Source organism: Micromonospora sp. BRA006-A, from assembly GCF_033433935.1.
Classification (GTDB): Bacteria; Actinomycetota; Actinomycetes; order Mycobacteriales; family Micromonosporaceae; genus Micromonospora; species Micromonospora aurantiaca.
The window spans coordinates 3,038,486-3,054,452 of record NZ_JANCLW010000001.1 but is presented as its reverse complement, the minus strand read 5'-3'; the positions used below and the strand labels follow the sequence as shown (position 1 = coordinate 3,054,452).

Below are 15,967 nucleotides of genomic sequence, written 5' to 3'. Positions count from 1 at the left end.
TTTACTTTGCCCGGTACACCGGTCGGCGTCCGGCGGCCGCCCCGATAGGGTTGTCGGCGTGCTGCCGATGCGAGCCGCCCTGGCGGGCACCACCGGAAACGCGATGCTGATGGGCCTCGCCGAGGTCAGCACGCCGGTCGGCTGGGTGCTGCTACCGGGTCTGCTCGGCGTCTCCGCCCGGCCCCGGGTCGCGGCGCTGGTGTCGGCGTGGGCGGGCGTGCTGGTCGCGCTGTCCGTCGTCGTACCGGTGGTCCCCGGCCACCGCAGTGATCCGCAGGCGCTGCTCGCCTCGGCGGCCGGCCTGGCCGTGGTGCCGGCCCTGGCCTGGGCGCGCCGCCGGACGCGGACCGCGACGGTGACGCGCGCCGCCGCGCTGCGGGACGTCGCGGTGTTCACCGTGCCCGCCGGGCCGGGAGGCGCCGCGCTGGCGATCTGCGGCACCGCCGGCGAGATCGGCGCCGCCGTACCGGTCCACGGTGGCGGGCTGCGCGTCCTGCTCGGCACCGTCACCGGCGCCGCGCTGGACACCCCCGCCGGGCGCCGGGCGATCGAGCAGGCGTTCCACCGGGCCGCCGCCGGGCCGCGGCGCACCGTGCCGCACCTGGCCGGCGCGCTCGAGAAGGTGGTCCGCGACCTCGCTCCGGCGGGGCACCTGCGCGCCACGATCGTGGAGGTGGACCGCGCCGGATCGGTCCGCGCGGTGCGCTGCGGGTCACCGGATCTCGTGGTCGCCGCCGGGGACCGCGCCGGCCCCGCAGGGGTGGCGGCCGGGCCGGCGATCGGTTCCACCGAGCCGGGCGAGCACGCCGTACCCGGCCCGGTCACCGGCCGCCGGATCGCCGTCGTCGGCACCGGCTTCACCGACGCGCACGGCGAGCGCTGGCTGCGCGTACTCGATCAGGTGGCCGCCGGGGACGACCCGGCGCGGGCGGCGGAGCTGCTGACCCGCGGGCCCCGCGGCGGGCGGCGCACCGGCCCGGCGCTGGTGATCGACCCGTCGTCGCGGGCATGACACAGGCGGCGCGCGCGGCCGGCCACCGGACGGCCCGCCTAGGCTGATGCGATGGGCCGGCGTCCGGTGCCGGCCCCGCCCGGGGGGACCGCGATGACCGACAGCGCCCGCCGTCCGGCGCCGGTCGTGGGCGGCGAGGACGAGCAGTGGCTGGCCGAGGTGGCCCGCGCGGCGGGCGCCGACGCCGGTGGCGTGCCGGTGGAGCTGCTCGGCGACTACCTGCGGCTGCTGACCGACGCGGCGGTGACCGGACGCCGACCGCGCCGCGCCGAGCTCGACGCGGTCGGCGCGCTGGGCCGGCGCGCCGCCGAGCAGGGGATCTCCGCCGGCCGCGCGGTACGTCTCTACCTGTCCGCGGCTCGGCGCGTCTGGCGGCAACTGCCGCACCTGGACCGGTCCGACGACAGCGAGGCGGTCCGCGCCGCCGCCGACGCCGTGCTGCACGTGGTCGACACCGCGGTGGCCACGCTCGCCGAGGGGTACGCGGTGGCCCGCCGGGAACTGGTCCGGCGGGAGGAGTCGCTGCGCCGGGAGCTCGTCGACGACCTGCTGCGCGGCGACTCCGACCTGGGCGGGCTGGTGGAGCGGGCCGAGCCGTTCGGCCTGGACCTGGCCCGGGTGCACCAGGTCGCGCTGGCCGCGCCCGGCCGACGGCTGCCGGACACCGAGGCGGCGATCAGCGCGCTGGAGCGGGTCATCTTCGACCGGCTCGGCGACCGGGACGTGCTGGTGGCCACGAAGGAAGGGCTGCTCGTGGTGATCGCCCCGGCGGACCCGGTGGCCGCCGACCAGGGCCGCGGCGCCGGCGCGACCGGCAACCTGGGCGCGCTGATGCACGGCGAGCTGGACCGCCTGGTGCGGGGCCGGCCGTGGCAGGTGGCGGTGGGCCGCCCGCACCCGGGCGTCTACGGCATCGCCCGCTCGTACGAGGAGGCCCGGGAGGCGCTCACCACGGCGCGCCGCCTGCACAGCGCGGCATCCGTGATCGACGCGCACGACCTGCTGATCTACCGCGTGCTGCTGCGCGACCAGCCGGCCATGGTCGACCTGGTACGGGCGGTGCTGACGCCGCTGGCCCAGGCGCGTGGCGGCGCCGAGCCGCTGCTGGACACGCTCACCGAGTACTTCGCCTGCGGCGAGGTGTCGACCGAGGCCGCCCGCCGGCTGCACGTGTCGGTGCGCACCGTCACCTACCGGCTGGCCCGGATCCGGGCGTTGAGCGGTTACGACCCGGCCGACGCGCGGGACCGGTTCACGCTGCACGCCGCCGTGCTCGGCGCGCGGGCACTGGACTGGCCGCGTCGGCCGCTGCCGGCGTAGGGCCGCCGCCGGCCCGGGCCCGCCGCCGGTGTGACAGGCGGCTCAGGCCGGTACGGCGACCAGCTCCGGGAAGCCGAGCAGGTTGGCCAGAGCCGACGCCTCGTCACGGGTGAGCGTGAGCGTGACCATGCGGTCCGGGTCGTCCGGGTCGTCGTGGACGACGTCGCGCCGGCCGCCCACCTGATAGTCGATCACCCCGATGCGACGGCCCTCCTCGGTGACCAGCGTGTGCCGGACCCCGATGCCGGGGAGGTTCGTACGTTCGATGATCACGGGGACCTCCTTCGCACGCGGCCGCCGGGGACCGGCCGGAGCCGGCCGGAGCTAGGGCGACGCGGTGGACGTTCGAGCTGAGCTCGCGTTCTCCATGTCTCAACCATAGCCAGGGGGTATGGGCGGATCCGGGTTCCGGCGACCGGCAATCATCGCGCCCTTTGTTGGCCGGTGGCGCGCAGTGCCGCGCGTGACGTTCCCGGCGACGCTGGAGGTCCGAGGCGGTACCCGAGTAGCGAGGAGGTGGTGAGCATGACCCGCACGTCGATGGCTCCGCCACCGGTGTTCGCCGGTCTCCTCGCGTCCCGATCTGCGAGCGGCGACCAGAAGCGCGTCTGAGCCCTCCGGCCGCCGGCGTCGTCGAGTGAATCCGACGCCCGCGGCCCCGGCCACGCCCCTCCCCCGCACGTCCACCGCCCGTTGGGCACCCTGATCCGAAAGAGGTCGGAATGCCGCACCCTGTCACCGCCATTCGCCCACCGGTCCGTACCGGCATGCTGATCGGCCGTTCCCACGGCAGCCGACCGCCGGTCACCGTCGACGCGGCGCCGATCGCCGTGGACCTCGGCAGCAGCCTGCTGCGGATCTGGCTCGGACCGGGCCGGACGCTGAGCGTGCCGCTCGGACACGGCCTGCGCAGCCCGGTCGTGCGGCGCGGCCGGATCATCGACGGCCCGGCCTGCGTCTCCGAGCTGCGGCGGATCCTGCGCGACCACCGCACCCCGGTCCCGGTCGGCGCGCTGGTCGTGGCCTGCCGTCCGGTGCTCGCCGCGCCGGCCGAGCAGGAGGCGACCCGCCGGGTGCTCACCGCCGTGCTCGCGCCGTCCCGGCTGCTGTTCCTCGACAGCGTCCGGGCGGGCGCCATCGGCGCCGGCGCCGCCGCCGGCACCCTGCTGGTCGCCGACATCGGCGCCCAGCTCACCGAGGTGGCGTTGCTGAAGGACGGCCGGGTGGTCGCCGCCCGCCGGGCCGACGTCGGTACTCGGGACCTCAACCACGCGACGACCGCCGCCATGCTCGCCGACACCACCGCCCGGCTGGTACGCGAGCTGCGACAGGACGCGACGCTACGGCCCGTGGTCCGCGACGCGCTGGCCCGTGGCCCGATCGTCATAGGTGACGGTGCCACCCGGCCCGACGTGACCGCCCGCCTGGTCGCCACGCTCGGCGCGACGGTGCACCGCGCCGCGTCACCCCGTACCGCCGCGCTGACCGGCGCCGGCATGGCCGCCATCTCGGCCCTGCGACACCCGCACGACACCCCGCCCCGCCCGGAAAGGAGCGCCTGATCATGACGCACGCCCTCAACCGCACCGACACGCTGCGCGAACTGCTGGACCGGCAGTTCGGCGAGTACACCGACCAGCTCACCGAGCTGACGCTGCACACGCGGCAGCCCGACTACGGCGGCCACGACCCGGACACGCTGCGCCGGCTCGTCGAGACCGCCCGGCAGGGCATCGCGGACACCGCCCAGGCGCTGAAGCGGATGTCCGAGGGCACGTACGGCGTCTGCGAGCGGTGCGGGCAGGACATCCCGACCGCCCGCCTGGAGATCCTGCCCTCGGCCCGCTTCTGTGTGCCGTGCCAGCAACGCCGCTGAGCACGCGCGGGGCTGTCGGGGCGGGCGCCGGCCGGTAGCGTCACCGCCATGGATGTCGATGACGTCGCCGGCCGGCTCGGCGTGCCCGCCGAGGAGGTCGACCGGGTACACCGGCTCGCCGGTGACCTGCCCTCCGCGCCGCTGCCCGGCCGGGCGGACGCACCAGCCCTGCTGGCCCGGCTCGCGGTACGCCCCGACGACGCCGCCGAGATCCTCGCGGGCTGGCCGGAACCGGGGTCACCACTGTGGACCCCGGAGCTGCGCTGGCTGCTCGACCGCTCGATCGCCCTGGTCCGCGCCGACCTCGGCGGCCACGCCTGGCTGCCGCCGGGCCCGGCGCTGCCGCGCGAGCGGGGGCTGGCCTGGCGGCACCTCTACGTCTACGCGTACCTCGCACTCGTCGACGTGGTCCGGGCCTACCACCGCGATCACGGCGTCCCCGACGACGTGTCCTGGGCGACGCTCGCCGACCTGGGCAACAACCTCGCCGTCGACCGGCGGATGAACGGCGAGGGGTGGCCGGTCATGCAGTGCTGGCTGACGCTGCACGCGCGCGGCGGCCTCTACGAGCTGGGCCGGCTCCAGCACCAGCGCGGCGACGCCGAGGCGATCGACCTGCACATCCCGGACTCGGGACCGCTGACCCCGGAGGCGGTCGACGCGTCGCTGGACCGGGCCCGCGCGTTCTTCCCGCGCCACTTCCCGGGCGAGCGCTACACCGCGTTCTCCTGCGGCTCGTGGCTGCTCGACCCGCAGTTGCGCGAGTACCTGCCGGAGGACTCCAACATCGTCCGGTTCCAGCGGCGGTTCACGCTGGAGCCCTACCAGGAGCAGCCCGGCCTGGACGGCGACGTCGAGGTGCTGCGGTTCGTGTTCCGCACCCTGGACACGCCGCTGGACCGGCTGCCGCGCCGTACCGTGCTCCAGCGCGCGGTGATCGACCACCTCCGGGCGGGTCGCCACTGGCAGTGGCGCCGGGGCCGCTTCCCGATGTAGTCACGTCAGCGGCCGCAGGCCGCCCCGGTCCGGACCGGCATGCGGCGGCAGCGGCGCACCGCGGGCCAGCCAGGCGTCGAGCGCGGCCTGGTCGCCGAACAGCAGCACCGGCGGTCCGGCCGGGTCGGCCGCCCAGGCCCGCAGGCGCCGGCGTGCCCGGCCGAACCCGGTCAGGTGCCACACCAGGATCGAGTCCCGGGACAGCACGCTGCGCAGCGTCTCCCGGTTGCCGTTGCAGATCAGCTCCCCGCCGGCCAGCCGCCGCACCGTGCGCCGCAGTAGCCGCCGGAACGAGACCCCGCGCGGAAGGTCCAGGCCGATCACCAGGTCGGCGCGGCCGAGGACCACGTCCCGCCAGCCGTGGTACGCGCCGTCGAGGATCCAGCTGTCGCGCCGGCAGATCGCCTCGATCCGGCGACGCTGCTCGGCCACCGGCACCTCGACCCAGCCGGGCTCCCACAGCAGGTCGTCGACCGGATACCAGGGCAGGCCGAACCGCTGCGCCAGATGCGCGGCGAGCGTCGACTTGCCGGAGCCGTGGATCCCCTCGACCAGGATGCGGGCCGGGGCGGTCATGGCAGCAGCGTAGGCACCGCGCGCACCCGGCGCGATCCGGGCGGCCCGGTCAGTGCGCGACGGCGACCGCCGGCGCCGCCTCCAGGCCGGCGAGCTGGGACGGCCGCACGACCACCAGCAGCACCACCAGCGCCGCCACCATCCCACCGGCCACCACCAGCGCCATCGCCACCGCACCGGTGCCGAGTACGCCCACCAGCGGCGCGGCCACCGCGCCCACGCCGAACTGCACCGCGCCGAGCAGGGCCGAGGCGGTACCGGCCGCCTCCCCGTGGCGGGACAGCGCCAGCGCCGGGGCGTTCGGCATGGCCAGGCCCGCCGCCGCCAGCACCAGCCACAGCGACACCAGCAGGGCGGGCAGCCCACCGAAGCCGGTCGCGGCGAACACCACCAGGGCCAGCCCGGCCACCGTGCCCGCCGCCAGCGAGGTCACCAGGATCCACTGCGACGGGTAGCGCCGCAGCAGCCGCACGTTGTACTGGGTGGCGCCGATCAAGCCGATCGCGCCCGCGCCGAACGCCAGGCCGAACTGCTGCTCGTCGAGCCCGTACCCGTCCTGCAGCACGAACGACGACCCCGCGACGTACGCGAACAGCGCGGCCATGGCCAGCCCGGCGACCAGGACCAGCCCGACGAAGACCCGGTCCCGCAGCAGCCCGCCGTACGTCCGCACGGTCGCGACGACCCCGCCGCGCCGGCGCCGCGCGGGCGGCAGCGTCTCGGGCAGCGCGATCGTGGCCAGCACGACGAGCAGCACCCCGAAGACGGCCAGGACCACGAACACGCCGCGCCAGTCGGTCCACCGCAGCACGCCGCCGCCCAGCGTCGGGGCGAGGACCGGGGCCGCGCCCATCACCAGCAGCAGCCGGGACAGCAGGGTGGCGAACGCCGCGCCGCTGAACAGGTCACGCACCACCGCCATCGCCACCACGGCGGTCGCGGCGACGCCGAGGCCCTGCACGACGCGCAGGACGCCGAGGACGGCGACGTTCGGGGCGATCACGCACAGCGCCGACGCCACGATGTGCAGCAGGAGGCCGGCGATCAGCGGGCGGCGTCGCCCGACCGCGTCCGACAGCGGCCCGATCAGCAGCTGCCCGACGGCGAGCCCGGCGAGCGTGCCGGTGAGCGTCAACTGGACCGCCGCCGACGTGGTAGCGAAGTCCGTGACGATCGCGGGCAGCGCGGGCAGGTACATGTCGATCGTCAGCGGACCCACGGCGATCAGCGAGCCGAGGACCAGCACGAGCTTCAGCCGCTGGCCTCGGCTCATCAGGTCACCGGGGGTGGGCGTCGGGGCGGCATCTGTCGTCTGGGGCGTCCCGGCCCGGTCGTGCGACCGGGCGCGGGAGGGTGCGGCACTCACACAGTGAGTCAAATGCGCCCCCGGTGATCACATTCCCGTCTCGGCGAGAGGTAACGCAGGTCACGCACCTGCCCACCGGTGCGGCAGGCTCAGTTCCAGGGCGCGGTCGGGAACCAGCCCACGCCGAAGAGCGCCGGCACGCGTACGTCCCAGTAGACGATGAGGAACACGCCGACGAGCACCAGCGCGACGCCCGACAGCACGGTGCCGCGCCGGCTCGGGGCGGTGAGCAGGCGCCCGCCGGTCAGCCTCGACGCGATCACCACGACGAGGACCATCACCAGCATGTTGCCGAGCGTCTGCAGGCCGAAGACGGCGGCGCCGTACGCCGGGTTGTCGTCGGCCACCGCGTAGAGGAAGAGCTTGTGGAACAGCGGGAACGGGCGGCCGATCAGGAAGGCGCCGATGATGACGCCCAGCGCGACCAGGCGGGCCCGCGGCCGCCCCGCGAACGGGTCCGGAACCAGCTTCAACGCCGCCAGGCCGAGGTAGAGCAGGGCCAGGCCGGCCAGCCCGAAGACGACGGACGCCTGCACGAGCCGCACCGGTACGCCCCCGGCCGTGGTCGCGGTGGACAGCTGCGGCAGGCGGTCACCGAGCAGCACGCCCACGGCACCGTAGGTCAGCGCGACAGCCATGCTGCCGGCGGTGAGCCAGCCCAGCGGGGCGAGCAGTCCGCGCAGTCCGGACCTCGTCGTCTCCCTGGTGACCTGCGGGACCATCCCGAACGCGGCGACGTTGCAGGCGGTGAACGTGCCGGCGAGCCCGGACACGAAGGCGAAGGCGAGCCCGGCGACGGAGCCGCCGATCGCCGTCGCCTTCGCGTCGTGACCCAGGAGCGAGTTGGCGATGTTGTCGCCGATCACCGAGTCGACGAAGGTGAACGACCAGGCGACGGCGAGCAGCACCCCGGCCACCGCGCCCGCCACGGCGAAGCCGAGGGCCGCGGACGTGCGGCCCTGCGGTGTCGCGTCGACGGTGACTACCGGGACTGCTCCCCGGTCGGCTACGGACATGGTTCCTCCTCGATGGGTGATCGGTTACGGGAGACGCACACCCGGCACCGCGGGTGTGTGGAGCGACCGCACCGGGCCGTCCGGACCGCAGATGTGCAGCCCGATCCGCCCGTGTACGCCGTGGCGCTGGTTGACGGCCTGGAGGAGCACGGCCAGCGACTCCAGTTCCCGGGCGTGTTCGAGCCCGCCGACGTCGATCGGCGCGAAGCCGAGCCGGGACAGCAGCGCACCGGCGACCCCCTTCGCCCCGGCGTCGTCGCCGGCCAGCGGCAGGGAGACCGGCAGCCCGCCGCAGAGCGGCTCGCCGACCATCGCCGCGGGCACGGTGTTCAGCGCCTTGACGACGTGCCAGCCGGGGGGTGCCGCCGCCGCGATCAGGTGGGCCCCCGACGAGCCGGGCGGCACCTCCTCGCCACCGAGGGCGGGATTGGTGACGTCCAGGAGCGGACGGCCCCGGCCCGGCACCGGGGTCTCGGTCAGCACCCGGCACGCCGGACCGAGCGGAACGGCGAGCACGACGAGTGAGGCCCGTTCGAGGACGACGCGGATGTCGGCGGCGAAGGCCCCCGGTACGCCGGCGGTGGCGGCGGCCGCCGCGCCGGGTGTCCGTCCGGCGAGCAGCACGCTGCAGCGCGCGGCGGCGGCAGCGCGGGTGACGGCGGCACCCATCCGCCCGCAGCCGATGACACCGACCGTCATCGGACCCACACCCCCGCCGCGGGACGGCGGTAGACGGCGAGCGCGGCCGCCAGGTCGGCGGGCACCGGTGCCGGCTGCAACTGGCCGTCGACCCGCTCCATGACGGCCACCGTCTGCCGGCCCCGCGCGATCAGCTCGGCGGGAGCGCCGTCCGGGCGGACCCGGCGATAGTCGAAGCCCATCGTGATGCGGTTGCCGTTGAGCTCGACGAGCGACATCTCGATCTCGACCGTGTCGAAGGCGTGGCTCTCGGCGTAGAACTCGACCGACATCGACACGGTGACCAGCGCCAGCCCGTCCGAGAGGGCGGCGAGCACGGAGGGCGCCTGCTCGGCGAGGAAGTGCTCCCGGCAGTGCCCCTGCCAGTGGGCGTAGTGGGCGAAGTAGACGTTCCCCACCAGGTTCGTCTCGTCGAACGTCACCCGGTGCCGGTAGCGGTAGACCGGGGCGCTCATGCCGGCGTCCCCACGCACACCGCCACCTGCCGCGCGTCCCCGGCGGTCCGCAGCAGCACGCTGCTCAGCACGTGGTCGCCGCTGCGCAGGCCGAGCGTGCCGGACGGCTCCCGGCCGGTGAACACCAGCGGCGCCGAGGGCCCGAGCCCGAGCTTGCGGGTCACCTCGATCGCCGTCCACACGCGGACGGCCGCGACGGCCTCGTCCTCCCCGGACTCGGCGGCGAGCCGCACGGCGAGGGCCCGGTGCCGTTCCTCCAGCGGCGGCGGGCGGTCGTCCACACGTTCCCAGTCGACGCCGACCGGGCCCGGCGCCACCGTCACGAGCACGAGGTCGTCGAGGTGACTGGCCGAGACACCACCGCCTCCGGGCACCGTGACCCGCCCGTCGCCGGCGTGCCGTGCGCCCGCGGGCTCGCCCAGCGCGGCGCCGGCGAGCCAGTCGGTCAACCGGACGGTCGGTCCGCCGTCGCCGCGCGTCGCGGGGAGCACCGCGGCGTCGATGCCGGGATGCCGGTGCCGCAGCCGCCGGGCCACTGCCGGACCGGCGAGGAACGCCGGCATCTCGGACCAGCCGATCTCGGCCACCGCCCGCAGGACCAGCCCCGTCCACTCCTCGACCGGACGTCCCGACTCGTCGGTCACCAGCACGTCGTAGACGAACTCGGCACCGGCCTCCGCGCGCTGCCGGGCGGTGACGGTGAGCACGCCGGACGGCCGGTGCCACACGGTGATCCGCTCGACGGAGACCGGAAGCACGCGCCGGTCCGGGACACAGCCCTGCAGCCCGTGCAGCACGGCGTCACGGGCACCCGGGTCGCCGAGCCGCAGCGACGCGTCGAGGTACATGCCGAACCACGCGGTGCCGGGTTCGGCGCGGACCGAGAACACGCACCGGTACGCGCTCAGCGCGTGATATCCGCGCACCCGCCGGAACGCGGGCCCGTGGAAGTAGAGGCCGCCGTAGAGGCCCGCCGCCGGCAGGCCCGGCTCCCCGAGCCGCACGGCCGGCGCCGGCACCGCCGGATCGGGTGCCGGCACGGCGCCGGTGGTCACGACCGCCGCGAAGTGGTCCACCGCGAAGCCGGTGTCGTCGCTGCGCAGGGCGGTCTCCACCCGGCCGTCGTCGTGGACCAGCGCCGCGACCCGGATGTCGCGCCGGTCGGTCACCGTCACCGGCCGTTCGAGCCGTACGCCGGTGAGGCGCACCGGCGTCCCCGGCGCCCCGGTGAGCGCTGTGGCGGCCTGCGTCATCGCCTCCAGGCCCAGCACGGCGGGCAGCAGCGGGACGCCGTCGACGACGTGGTCGGACAGGTAGGGGTCGGTGCCGGCGGTCAGGGTGGCACCGAGGACGCTCTCCACCCCCGGCGTCAGCGCCAGCACCCGCTCGGCGAACCGCCCGCCGGTGCGGTCGTCGTCGAGGTAGCGCAGTGTCGGTCCGGCGGGCAGCCGGCCGGCGGCCAGCACGCACGGCTCGGTGTCCGGCGCCGCCAGCAGGCGCAGCAGCAGGTCGGTGCCGGCCGGGACGCTGATCGGTTCGAGCCCGTCGCGCACCAGCGCGTCGAGGACGCCGAGGCGGACCCCCATGCCGACGCCCGACCAGGCCGACCACTGCACCGTCAGCCAACGGGTGCGGGGCCGCTCCCGCGTCAGTTCCGCGCAGCGCCGGGCGAGCCACTCGTTGGCGACGGCGTACTCCGACTGGCCGGTCAACCCGGTGCGGCCGATGACGGATCCGAAGGCGACGGCGAAGCGCAGATCGTCGCCGAGGGCCGCGACCAGGTGGTCGAAGCCGTCGGCCTTCGGTGCCAGCGTCGCGCGGAGACCCTCGACTGTCACGTCCTCGATCCGCCGGGGCGTGTTGTGGCCGGCGGCGTGCAGCAGCCCGCGTACCGGTCCGTACCGCTCCTGGGCAGCGGTGACGGCGGCGGTGACGGCGGGTCCGTCGCTGACGTCGACGGCGTGGTACCCGGCGGTGATCCCGAGCGCGGTGAGCCGGTCCAGGCCGGCCCGGACCTCCGGGTCCGTGCCGGGGCTGCGCCCGAAGAGCACCGCCGTGGCGCCGGTGGCCTGGCACACCTCGGCGGCGCACTCCAGCCCGATGCCCTTCGCGCCGCCGGTGACCAGCAGCACGTCGCCGGAAGTCAGCGGAATGCGCTCGTCCCGGCGGGACAGCGCGAGCGGGGCGGCGACCCGGGTGGTGCGGACACCGTCCTCGTCGTAGACGGCCTCGACGTAGCCGGACCAGTCGACGGACGCCTCGGCGACGAGCTTGAGGCAGCGGTCGTCCACCGGGGTCTCGGCGACCATCACCGCGGCGCCCGGCCGCTCCATGGCGATGCTGCGGCCGACCGCGGCGCCCACGCCGCCGTGGTGCAGCACCACGAGCGGCAGCCCGTCGGCAGCGGTGGCGCGCAGCGCGGTCACGACCAGCTCCGCCGGCACCGTGAGGCCCGGTGGCAGCAGCAGCAGCCGCGCGGCCGGGGTGTCGGCGAGCGGGAAGTGCTCGGCCACCCCCTTGCTGAGCGGGTGGTCCTCGGTGCCGAGCACCGTCCACCCGCGCCGGGCGCCCGGCCGGGCCGTCGGGGCGGCCGACTCGACGAACCGGTCGGTGAAGGCGCGCACCCAACTGGCGATGCCGGCCGGCGGGGCGTCGGCCTCCCCTGCCGCGGGCAGCGTGGCGAGCATCGCGGCGAGCTGGTCGATGGTGGCGTCGGCCAGGGCGGCCGGGACCGCGGGCGCCGACCGGCCGACCGCCGCGGCGGCGTCCACGGCGAGCTGGCTGACCCGCAGCGAGCTGAGGTGCAGGTCGGCGACGAGCCGGGTGTCCGGGCGCAGCGTGGCCGCGTCGAGTTCGACCATGGCCGCCACCCGCCGGGTGACGGCGCTCAGCAGGTCGGTGTCGTCCGCGGTGACCACCGGCGGGGCTGGCGTCGGCGTGACGGGCGCGGGACGGGGACGAGGCGGCTGCGGCGTCCGTGCCGGCCCGCCCGTGCCCTCGCAGGGGTTGCGCAGGAAGACCGGCCGCCAGTCCGGCGTGAGCCGGCGGCACGCCCGGCGCGCGTAGTACGCGCCCACGTCCGGCCCGGCGCCCGTCGCGAACAGCGCGGCGGTCACCGTGGCGATGCCGTGCGGGCCGGGCGCGCCCGAGTCGAGAGCCACCACCCGGGCGTCCGGCAGGTCCGCGGCCAGCCCGGCCAGCACGGCGCCGGGGCCCACCTCGATCAGCAGGTCGGTTCGCGCGGCCAGGCGCGCCAGCGCGTCGCGGAAGCGGACCGGCTCGACGAGCTGACGGGTGAGCAGGTCGGCGAGGTCGGTGCCGGTGCCGAGCCAGTCGCCGGTCACCGTGGAGCAGACCGGCCGTCGCGGTGCCCGCCCGGCGAGTCCGGTGAGGTGATCGCGCAGGGCGAGGCTCGCGGGGGCCATCAGCGGCGAGTGGAAGGCGTGCGAGACCGGCAGTGCGGTGGCCCGCAGGCCGGCGGCCGGGGCGCCGGCGACGAACCGGGCCACCTCCGCGGCCGGGCCGGACACGGTGCACTGCTCCGCGCTGTTCTCCCCGGCGACCACGAGCGGGCCCGGGCGGAGCAGCTCGCGGACCCGGTCCGCGGGCCCGGCGACGGCGGCCATCGCGCCGCGACCCGGCGCGTCGCTCATCAGGCGGCCGCGAACGCGGACCAGGTCGAGGGCCTCCTTGTCGTCCAGTGCCCCCGCCCAGCACAGCGCGCCGATCTCGCCGAGGCTGTGCCCGGCGGCCGCCTCGGCCTCCACGCCCAGCCGGCGCAGCCAGGTCAGACCGGCGAGCGAGGCGCGCAGGATGGCGGGCTGGGCGACTGCGGTGTCCGGAACGCCGCCCGCCGCGATCTCGACCTCCGAGTCGTACCCGGCGAGCGGCCCGTCGAGCAGTTCCTCCAGCGCGCCCGCGTCCGGACGGACCGGGGATCCCTGTCCGGAGAACAGGTAGCCGATCCGGGGCGCCGCCCCGGCGCCGAGGAAGACACCGGCCTCCGGGTCGAACAGCTCGGTGTCCGCGCCGGCCAGCGCGGTCACGGCGCGCCGGGCGGCGCGGACCAGGCCGTCCGGGTCGCGTACCACGGCGGCGAACCGGACGGCACCCGCGGCGACCGGCTCCGTGGCCATCATGGCGGCGAGATCACCCAGTTCCGCCCGGGACAGCCGGCCGGCCAGATCGGCCAGGTCGGTCAGCCGTGCGGTCAGGGCCGCACGGTCGGCCGCCGCGCACACCACCACCTCGTGGGACGGCAGGGGACGGGCGGCCCGGCGCTCCGCGTCGGTGACGACCCGGCGGGTGGTGGGCGAGATCCCGCCCAGCACCACGTGGGCGTTGATGCCGCCGAAGCCCATGGCGCTGACGGAGGCGTACCGGTCCGGGCCGGGCCACGGCGTCGGCTCGTCGGTCACCACCAGCGGCGACCCGGCGGCGGCCAGTGCGGGATGCGGTGACTCGCAGCCGGTGGTCGGGGGGATCACCTGGTGGTGGATCGCGAGTACGGCCTTGATCATCCCGGCGACCCCGGCCGCCGCCTTGGTGTGCCCGATGTTCGCCTTCACGCTGCCGAGCACCGCCGGGAGCCGGCGGCCGGCGTGCAGGTCGCGCAGCGCGGACAGTTCGGTCTCGTCGCCGACAGCGGTGCCGGTGCCGTGCCCCTCCACGAACGACACCTGCTCGGGGGTGAGACCCGCCCGGTCGTACGCGCGCCGCAGCGCGAGCAGCTGGCCGGCGGGCTCGGGCCGGGTCAGCCCGCCGTTGCCGTCCGACGAGGTGCCCCAGCCGTGCAGCCGCGCGTACGGCCGCAGGCCGTGTTCCGCGGCGAAGTCCTCACGGCACAGGACCAGGATCCCGCAGCCCTCCCCCGGCAGGAACCCGGTCGGCCGCGAGTCGTAGATCCGCATGTCGCCGGTGGCCAGCGCGCCCACGCGGGCGAAGCCGACCAGTTCCAGCGGATCGAGGCTGAGGTCCACACCACCGGCCAGCGCCACGTCGAGATCGCCGTCGGCGAGCATCCGGGCGGCCGTGGCGACCGCCATCAGCGACGAGGCGCAGGCGGCGTCGACCGTGTGACCGGTGCCGTGGAAGTCGAAGTGGTTGCAGATCCGGCCGGCGATGGTGTTCGACAGGGCCCCGGCGAGCGTCTCCTCGCCCGGCGGCGGGAACGGCTCCTTGAACCGGTCCTCCGCGGTGGCGAGCAGCTTCTCCCGCTCGGCGTCCGACAGGTCCAGCCCCGCCAGCGTCTCGGCGAGCAGCCGCTGCACGTAGGGCCAGCGCAGGCGGAGCCCGTTGGCACGGCTGAACTCGCCGGTCATCGAGTTGCCGAGCAGCACGCCGACCCGGTCGTCGGGCAGGCCCGCGCCCGCCGGGCAGCCGGCGTCGGCGAGCGCGTCCGCGGCCACCTCCAGGGCCAGCCAGTGGGTCAGGTCGACCGCCCGGAAGACCTCACCGGGCACGTGGAAGCGGGACCGGTCGAACACCCAGTCGCTGAGGACGGCGGCGCGGTCGACGTACGTGTGGTCGACCTCGTCGCGGCCGGGCCGGTGGTAGTCGGCGACCGGCAGCCGTTCCGGCGGCAGGGGCCGGAAGGCACGCCGGCGCCCGAGCACCGTCTGCCAGAGCTGCCCCGGGTCCGTGGCGTCCGGGTACCGGCAGGCCATGCCCACCACGACGATCGGGGCTCTCGTGCCGGTCATGCCTGGGCTCCGACCGGGACGGCGGGCTGGGAGGCGCGTTCCGGCGCACCGGGTCCGGTGACCGGCTGCCGCCGCTCGCGGATCCGGCGGGCGACCACGATCACCACCCAGCGGCCGGCGCACACGGTGGTGAGCGCGAAGAACAGCCCGAACTCGATGTGCAGGAGCACGAGCGTGCCGTACACCGCCGCGGTGGCCAGACCGAACACGACCTGCCGGCGCGGCGCGTGCGGGGTGGTTCCGGGGTCGGTGATCATGTAGTTGGTGAACAGGACGAACGCCACGCCGGTCATCGGCAGGAGCGCCGCCACCAGCGCATGGTCGAAGATCACCGACCGCAGCACCGCCTGTGCGGCGAAGCCCGCGACCCAGGCGGCGACCAGCGGTCCGCGCCGGGTCAGCTTGGCGTTGAGCATGGTGCCGGCGGCCAGGATCGCGCCGGGCACCACCCAGTCCCAGATCCCGTTGATGTTCGCGGTGAACTGGTACGGCGGTGCGATCCCCACCCAGGTGAAGCACAGCAGCGTCACGACGATGCCGAAGTTGCTCGGGTTGAGGACGTGCTTCGCCGGTCCCCCGGCGGTGAAGCGCACCCGCACCACGTACTTGCTCGCGATCGCGACGGTGACGGCGAACAGGGTGGGCCACAGCCGCTCGTTGCCGTAGAGCAGCATCGCGCAGGCCAGTCCGCCGATGTGCGCGGGCAGCAGGAAGTTGACGAGATCGACGGCGGAGCCGCGGTAGCGGACCGGGCGGCGCTCGACGCGGGCCTCGAGCGTCTCCAGGAGAAGCTCGAGGGCGTACGCGGTGAGCAGCGCGGCGATCGGCGTGAGCCACGACTGCTCGAATCCGAGGACCGTGTGCCCCAGCAGCGTGAACACGGTGATGGACAGGGCGAACCGGCGCAGCGCGACGATCCGGGGGTCCTTGTTGGCCATGGTTCTCTCCT

Annotated in this window: 13 protein-coding genes; 5 read left to right on the top strand and 8 right to left on the bottom strand. The window is 75.8% G+C overall.

Annotated elements, in window-relative coordinates:
* The first annotated feature begins 67 nt into the window (after nucleotides 1–67).
* Entirely contained in the window at nucleotides 68–1,012 is a 945-nt protein-coding gene (locus NMK34_RS13655; RefSeq protein WP_318336340.1) for a hypothetical protein, read from the top strand.
* A 93-nt stretch (nucleotides 1,013–1,105) separates the two neighbouring features.
* Nucleotides 1,106–2,332: a PucR family transcriptional regulator gene (locus NMK34_RS13650; protein ID WP_318333692.1), complete on the top strand. Its 1,227-nt coding sequence runs from the start codon at nucleotides 1,106–1,108 to the stop codon at nucleotides 2,330–2,332.
* Nucleotides 2,333–2,374: 42 nt separating this feature from the next.
* Here the strand turns inward: NMK34_RS13650 and NMK34_RS13645 are convergent, their stop codons facing one another.
* On the bottom strand, nucleotides 2,375–2,605 hold the full coding sequence (locus NMK34_RS13645) for a potassium transporter TrkA (RefSeq protein ID WP_135239647.1): 231 nt from the start codon (nucleotides 2,603–2,605) through the stop codon (nucleotides 2,375–2,377).
* A 449-nt stretch (nucleotides 2,606–3,054) separates the two neighbouring features.
* On the opposite strand from NMK34_RS13645, the gene NMK34_RS13640 reads away from it, so the two are divergent.
* Genes NMK34_RS13640 through NMK34_RS13630 form a run of 3 tightly spaced genes read left to right on the top strand, consistent with a single transcriptional unit; the run spans nucleotide 3,055 to nucleotide 5,204 of the window.
* A complete protein-coding gene (locus NMK34_RS13640) occupies nucleotides 3,055–3,894 on the top strand; it encodes a cell shape-determining protein MreB (protein ID WP_318333691.1) in 840 nt (279 codons plus the stop codon).
* 2 nt (nucleotides 3,895–3,896) lie between these two features.
* Nucleotides 3,897–4,208 carry a TraR/DksA family transcriptional regulator gene (locus tag NMK34_RS13635; protein WP_135239645.1) on the top strand — a complete coding sequence of 104 codons (312 nt, stop codon included), beginning with the start codon at nucleotides 3,897–3,899 and terminating at the stop codon, nucleotides 4,206–4,208.
* Between the two features lie 48 nt (nucleotides 4,209–4,256).
* Complete coding sequence (locus NMK34_RS13630; RefSeq protein ID WP_318333690.1) at nucleotides 4,257–5,204, top strand: acyltransferase domain-containing protein; 948 nt, start codon at nucleotides 4,257–4,259, stop codon at nucleotides 5,202–5,204.
* Here NMK34_RS13630 and NMK34_RS13625 read toward each other — a convergent pair whose 3' ends face one another.
* From NMK34_RS13625 to NMK34_RS13595, 7 genes are all read right to left on the bottom strand, one after another.
* Nucleotides 5,205–5,780, bottom strand: coding sequence for an adenylate kinase (locus NMK34_RS13625; protein WP_318333689.1), 576 nt, complete (start codon nucleotides 5,778–5,780; stop codon nucleotides 5,205–5,207). It lies immediately after the preceding gene.
* 49 nt (nucleotides 5,781–5,829) lie between these two features.
* Nucleotides 5,830–7,053: a multidrug effflux MFS transporter gene (locus tag NMK34_RS13620; protein ID WP_318333688.1), complete on the bottom strand. Its 1,224-nt coding sequence runs from the start codon at nucleotides 7,051–7,053 to the stop codon at nucleotides 5,830–5,832.
* 182 nt (nucleotides 7,054–7,235) lie between these two features.
* Nucleotides 7,236–8,162, bottom strand: coding sequence for a hypothetical protein (locus NMK34_RS13615; RefSeq protein WP_318333687.1), 927 nt, complete (start codon nucleotides 8,160–8,162; stop codon nucleotides 7,236–7,238).
* A gap of 24 nt (nucleotides 8,163–8,186) precedes the next feature.
* Complete coding sequence (locus NMK34_RS13610) at nucleotides 8,187–8,861, bottom strand: NADPH-dependent F420 reductase (protein WP_318333686.1); 675 nt, start codon at nucleotides 8,859–8,861, stop codon at nucleotides 8,187–8,189.
* Complete coding sequence (locus tag NMK34_RS13605; RefSeq protein ID WP_318333685.1) at nucleotides 8,858–9,316, bottom strand: acyl-CoA thioesterase; 459 nt, start codon at nucleotides 9,314–9,316, stop codon at nucleotides 8,858–8,860. The genes NMK34_RS13610 and NMK34_RS13605 overlap by 4 nt, the downstream gene beginning before the upstream one ends.
* Nucleotides 9,313–15,018 (bottom strand): type I polyketide synthase, encoded by a 5,706-nt coding sequence (locus NMK34_RS13600; protein WP_318333684.1) that lies wholly within the window; start codon nucleotides 15,016–15,018, stop codon nucleotides 9,313–9,315. Before NMK34_RS13600 ends, NMK34_RS13605 begins: the two co-directional genes overlap by 4 nt.
* A complete protein-coding gene (locus tag NMK34_RS13595; protein ID WP_318333683.1) occupies nucleotides 15,015–15,956 on the bottom strand; it encodes an enediyne biosynthesis protein UnbU in 942 nt (313 codons plus the stop codon). Before NMK34_RS13595 ends, NMK34_RS13600 begins: the two co-directional genes overlap by 4 nt.
* Between the last annotated feature and the right edge of the window lie 11 nt (nucleotides 15,957–15,967).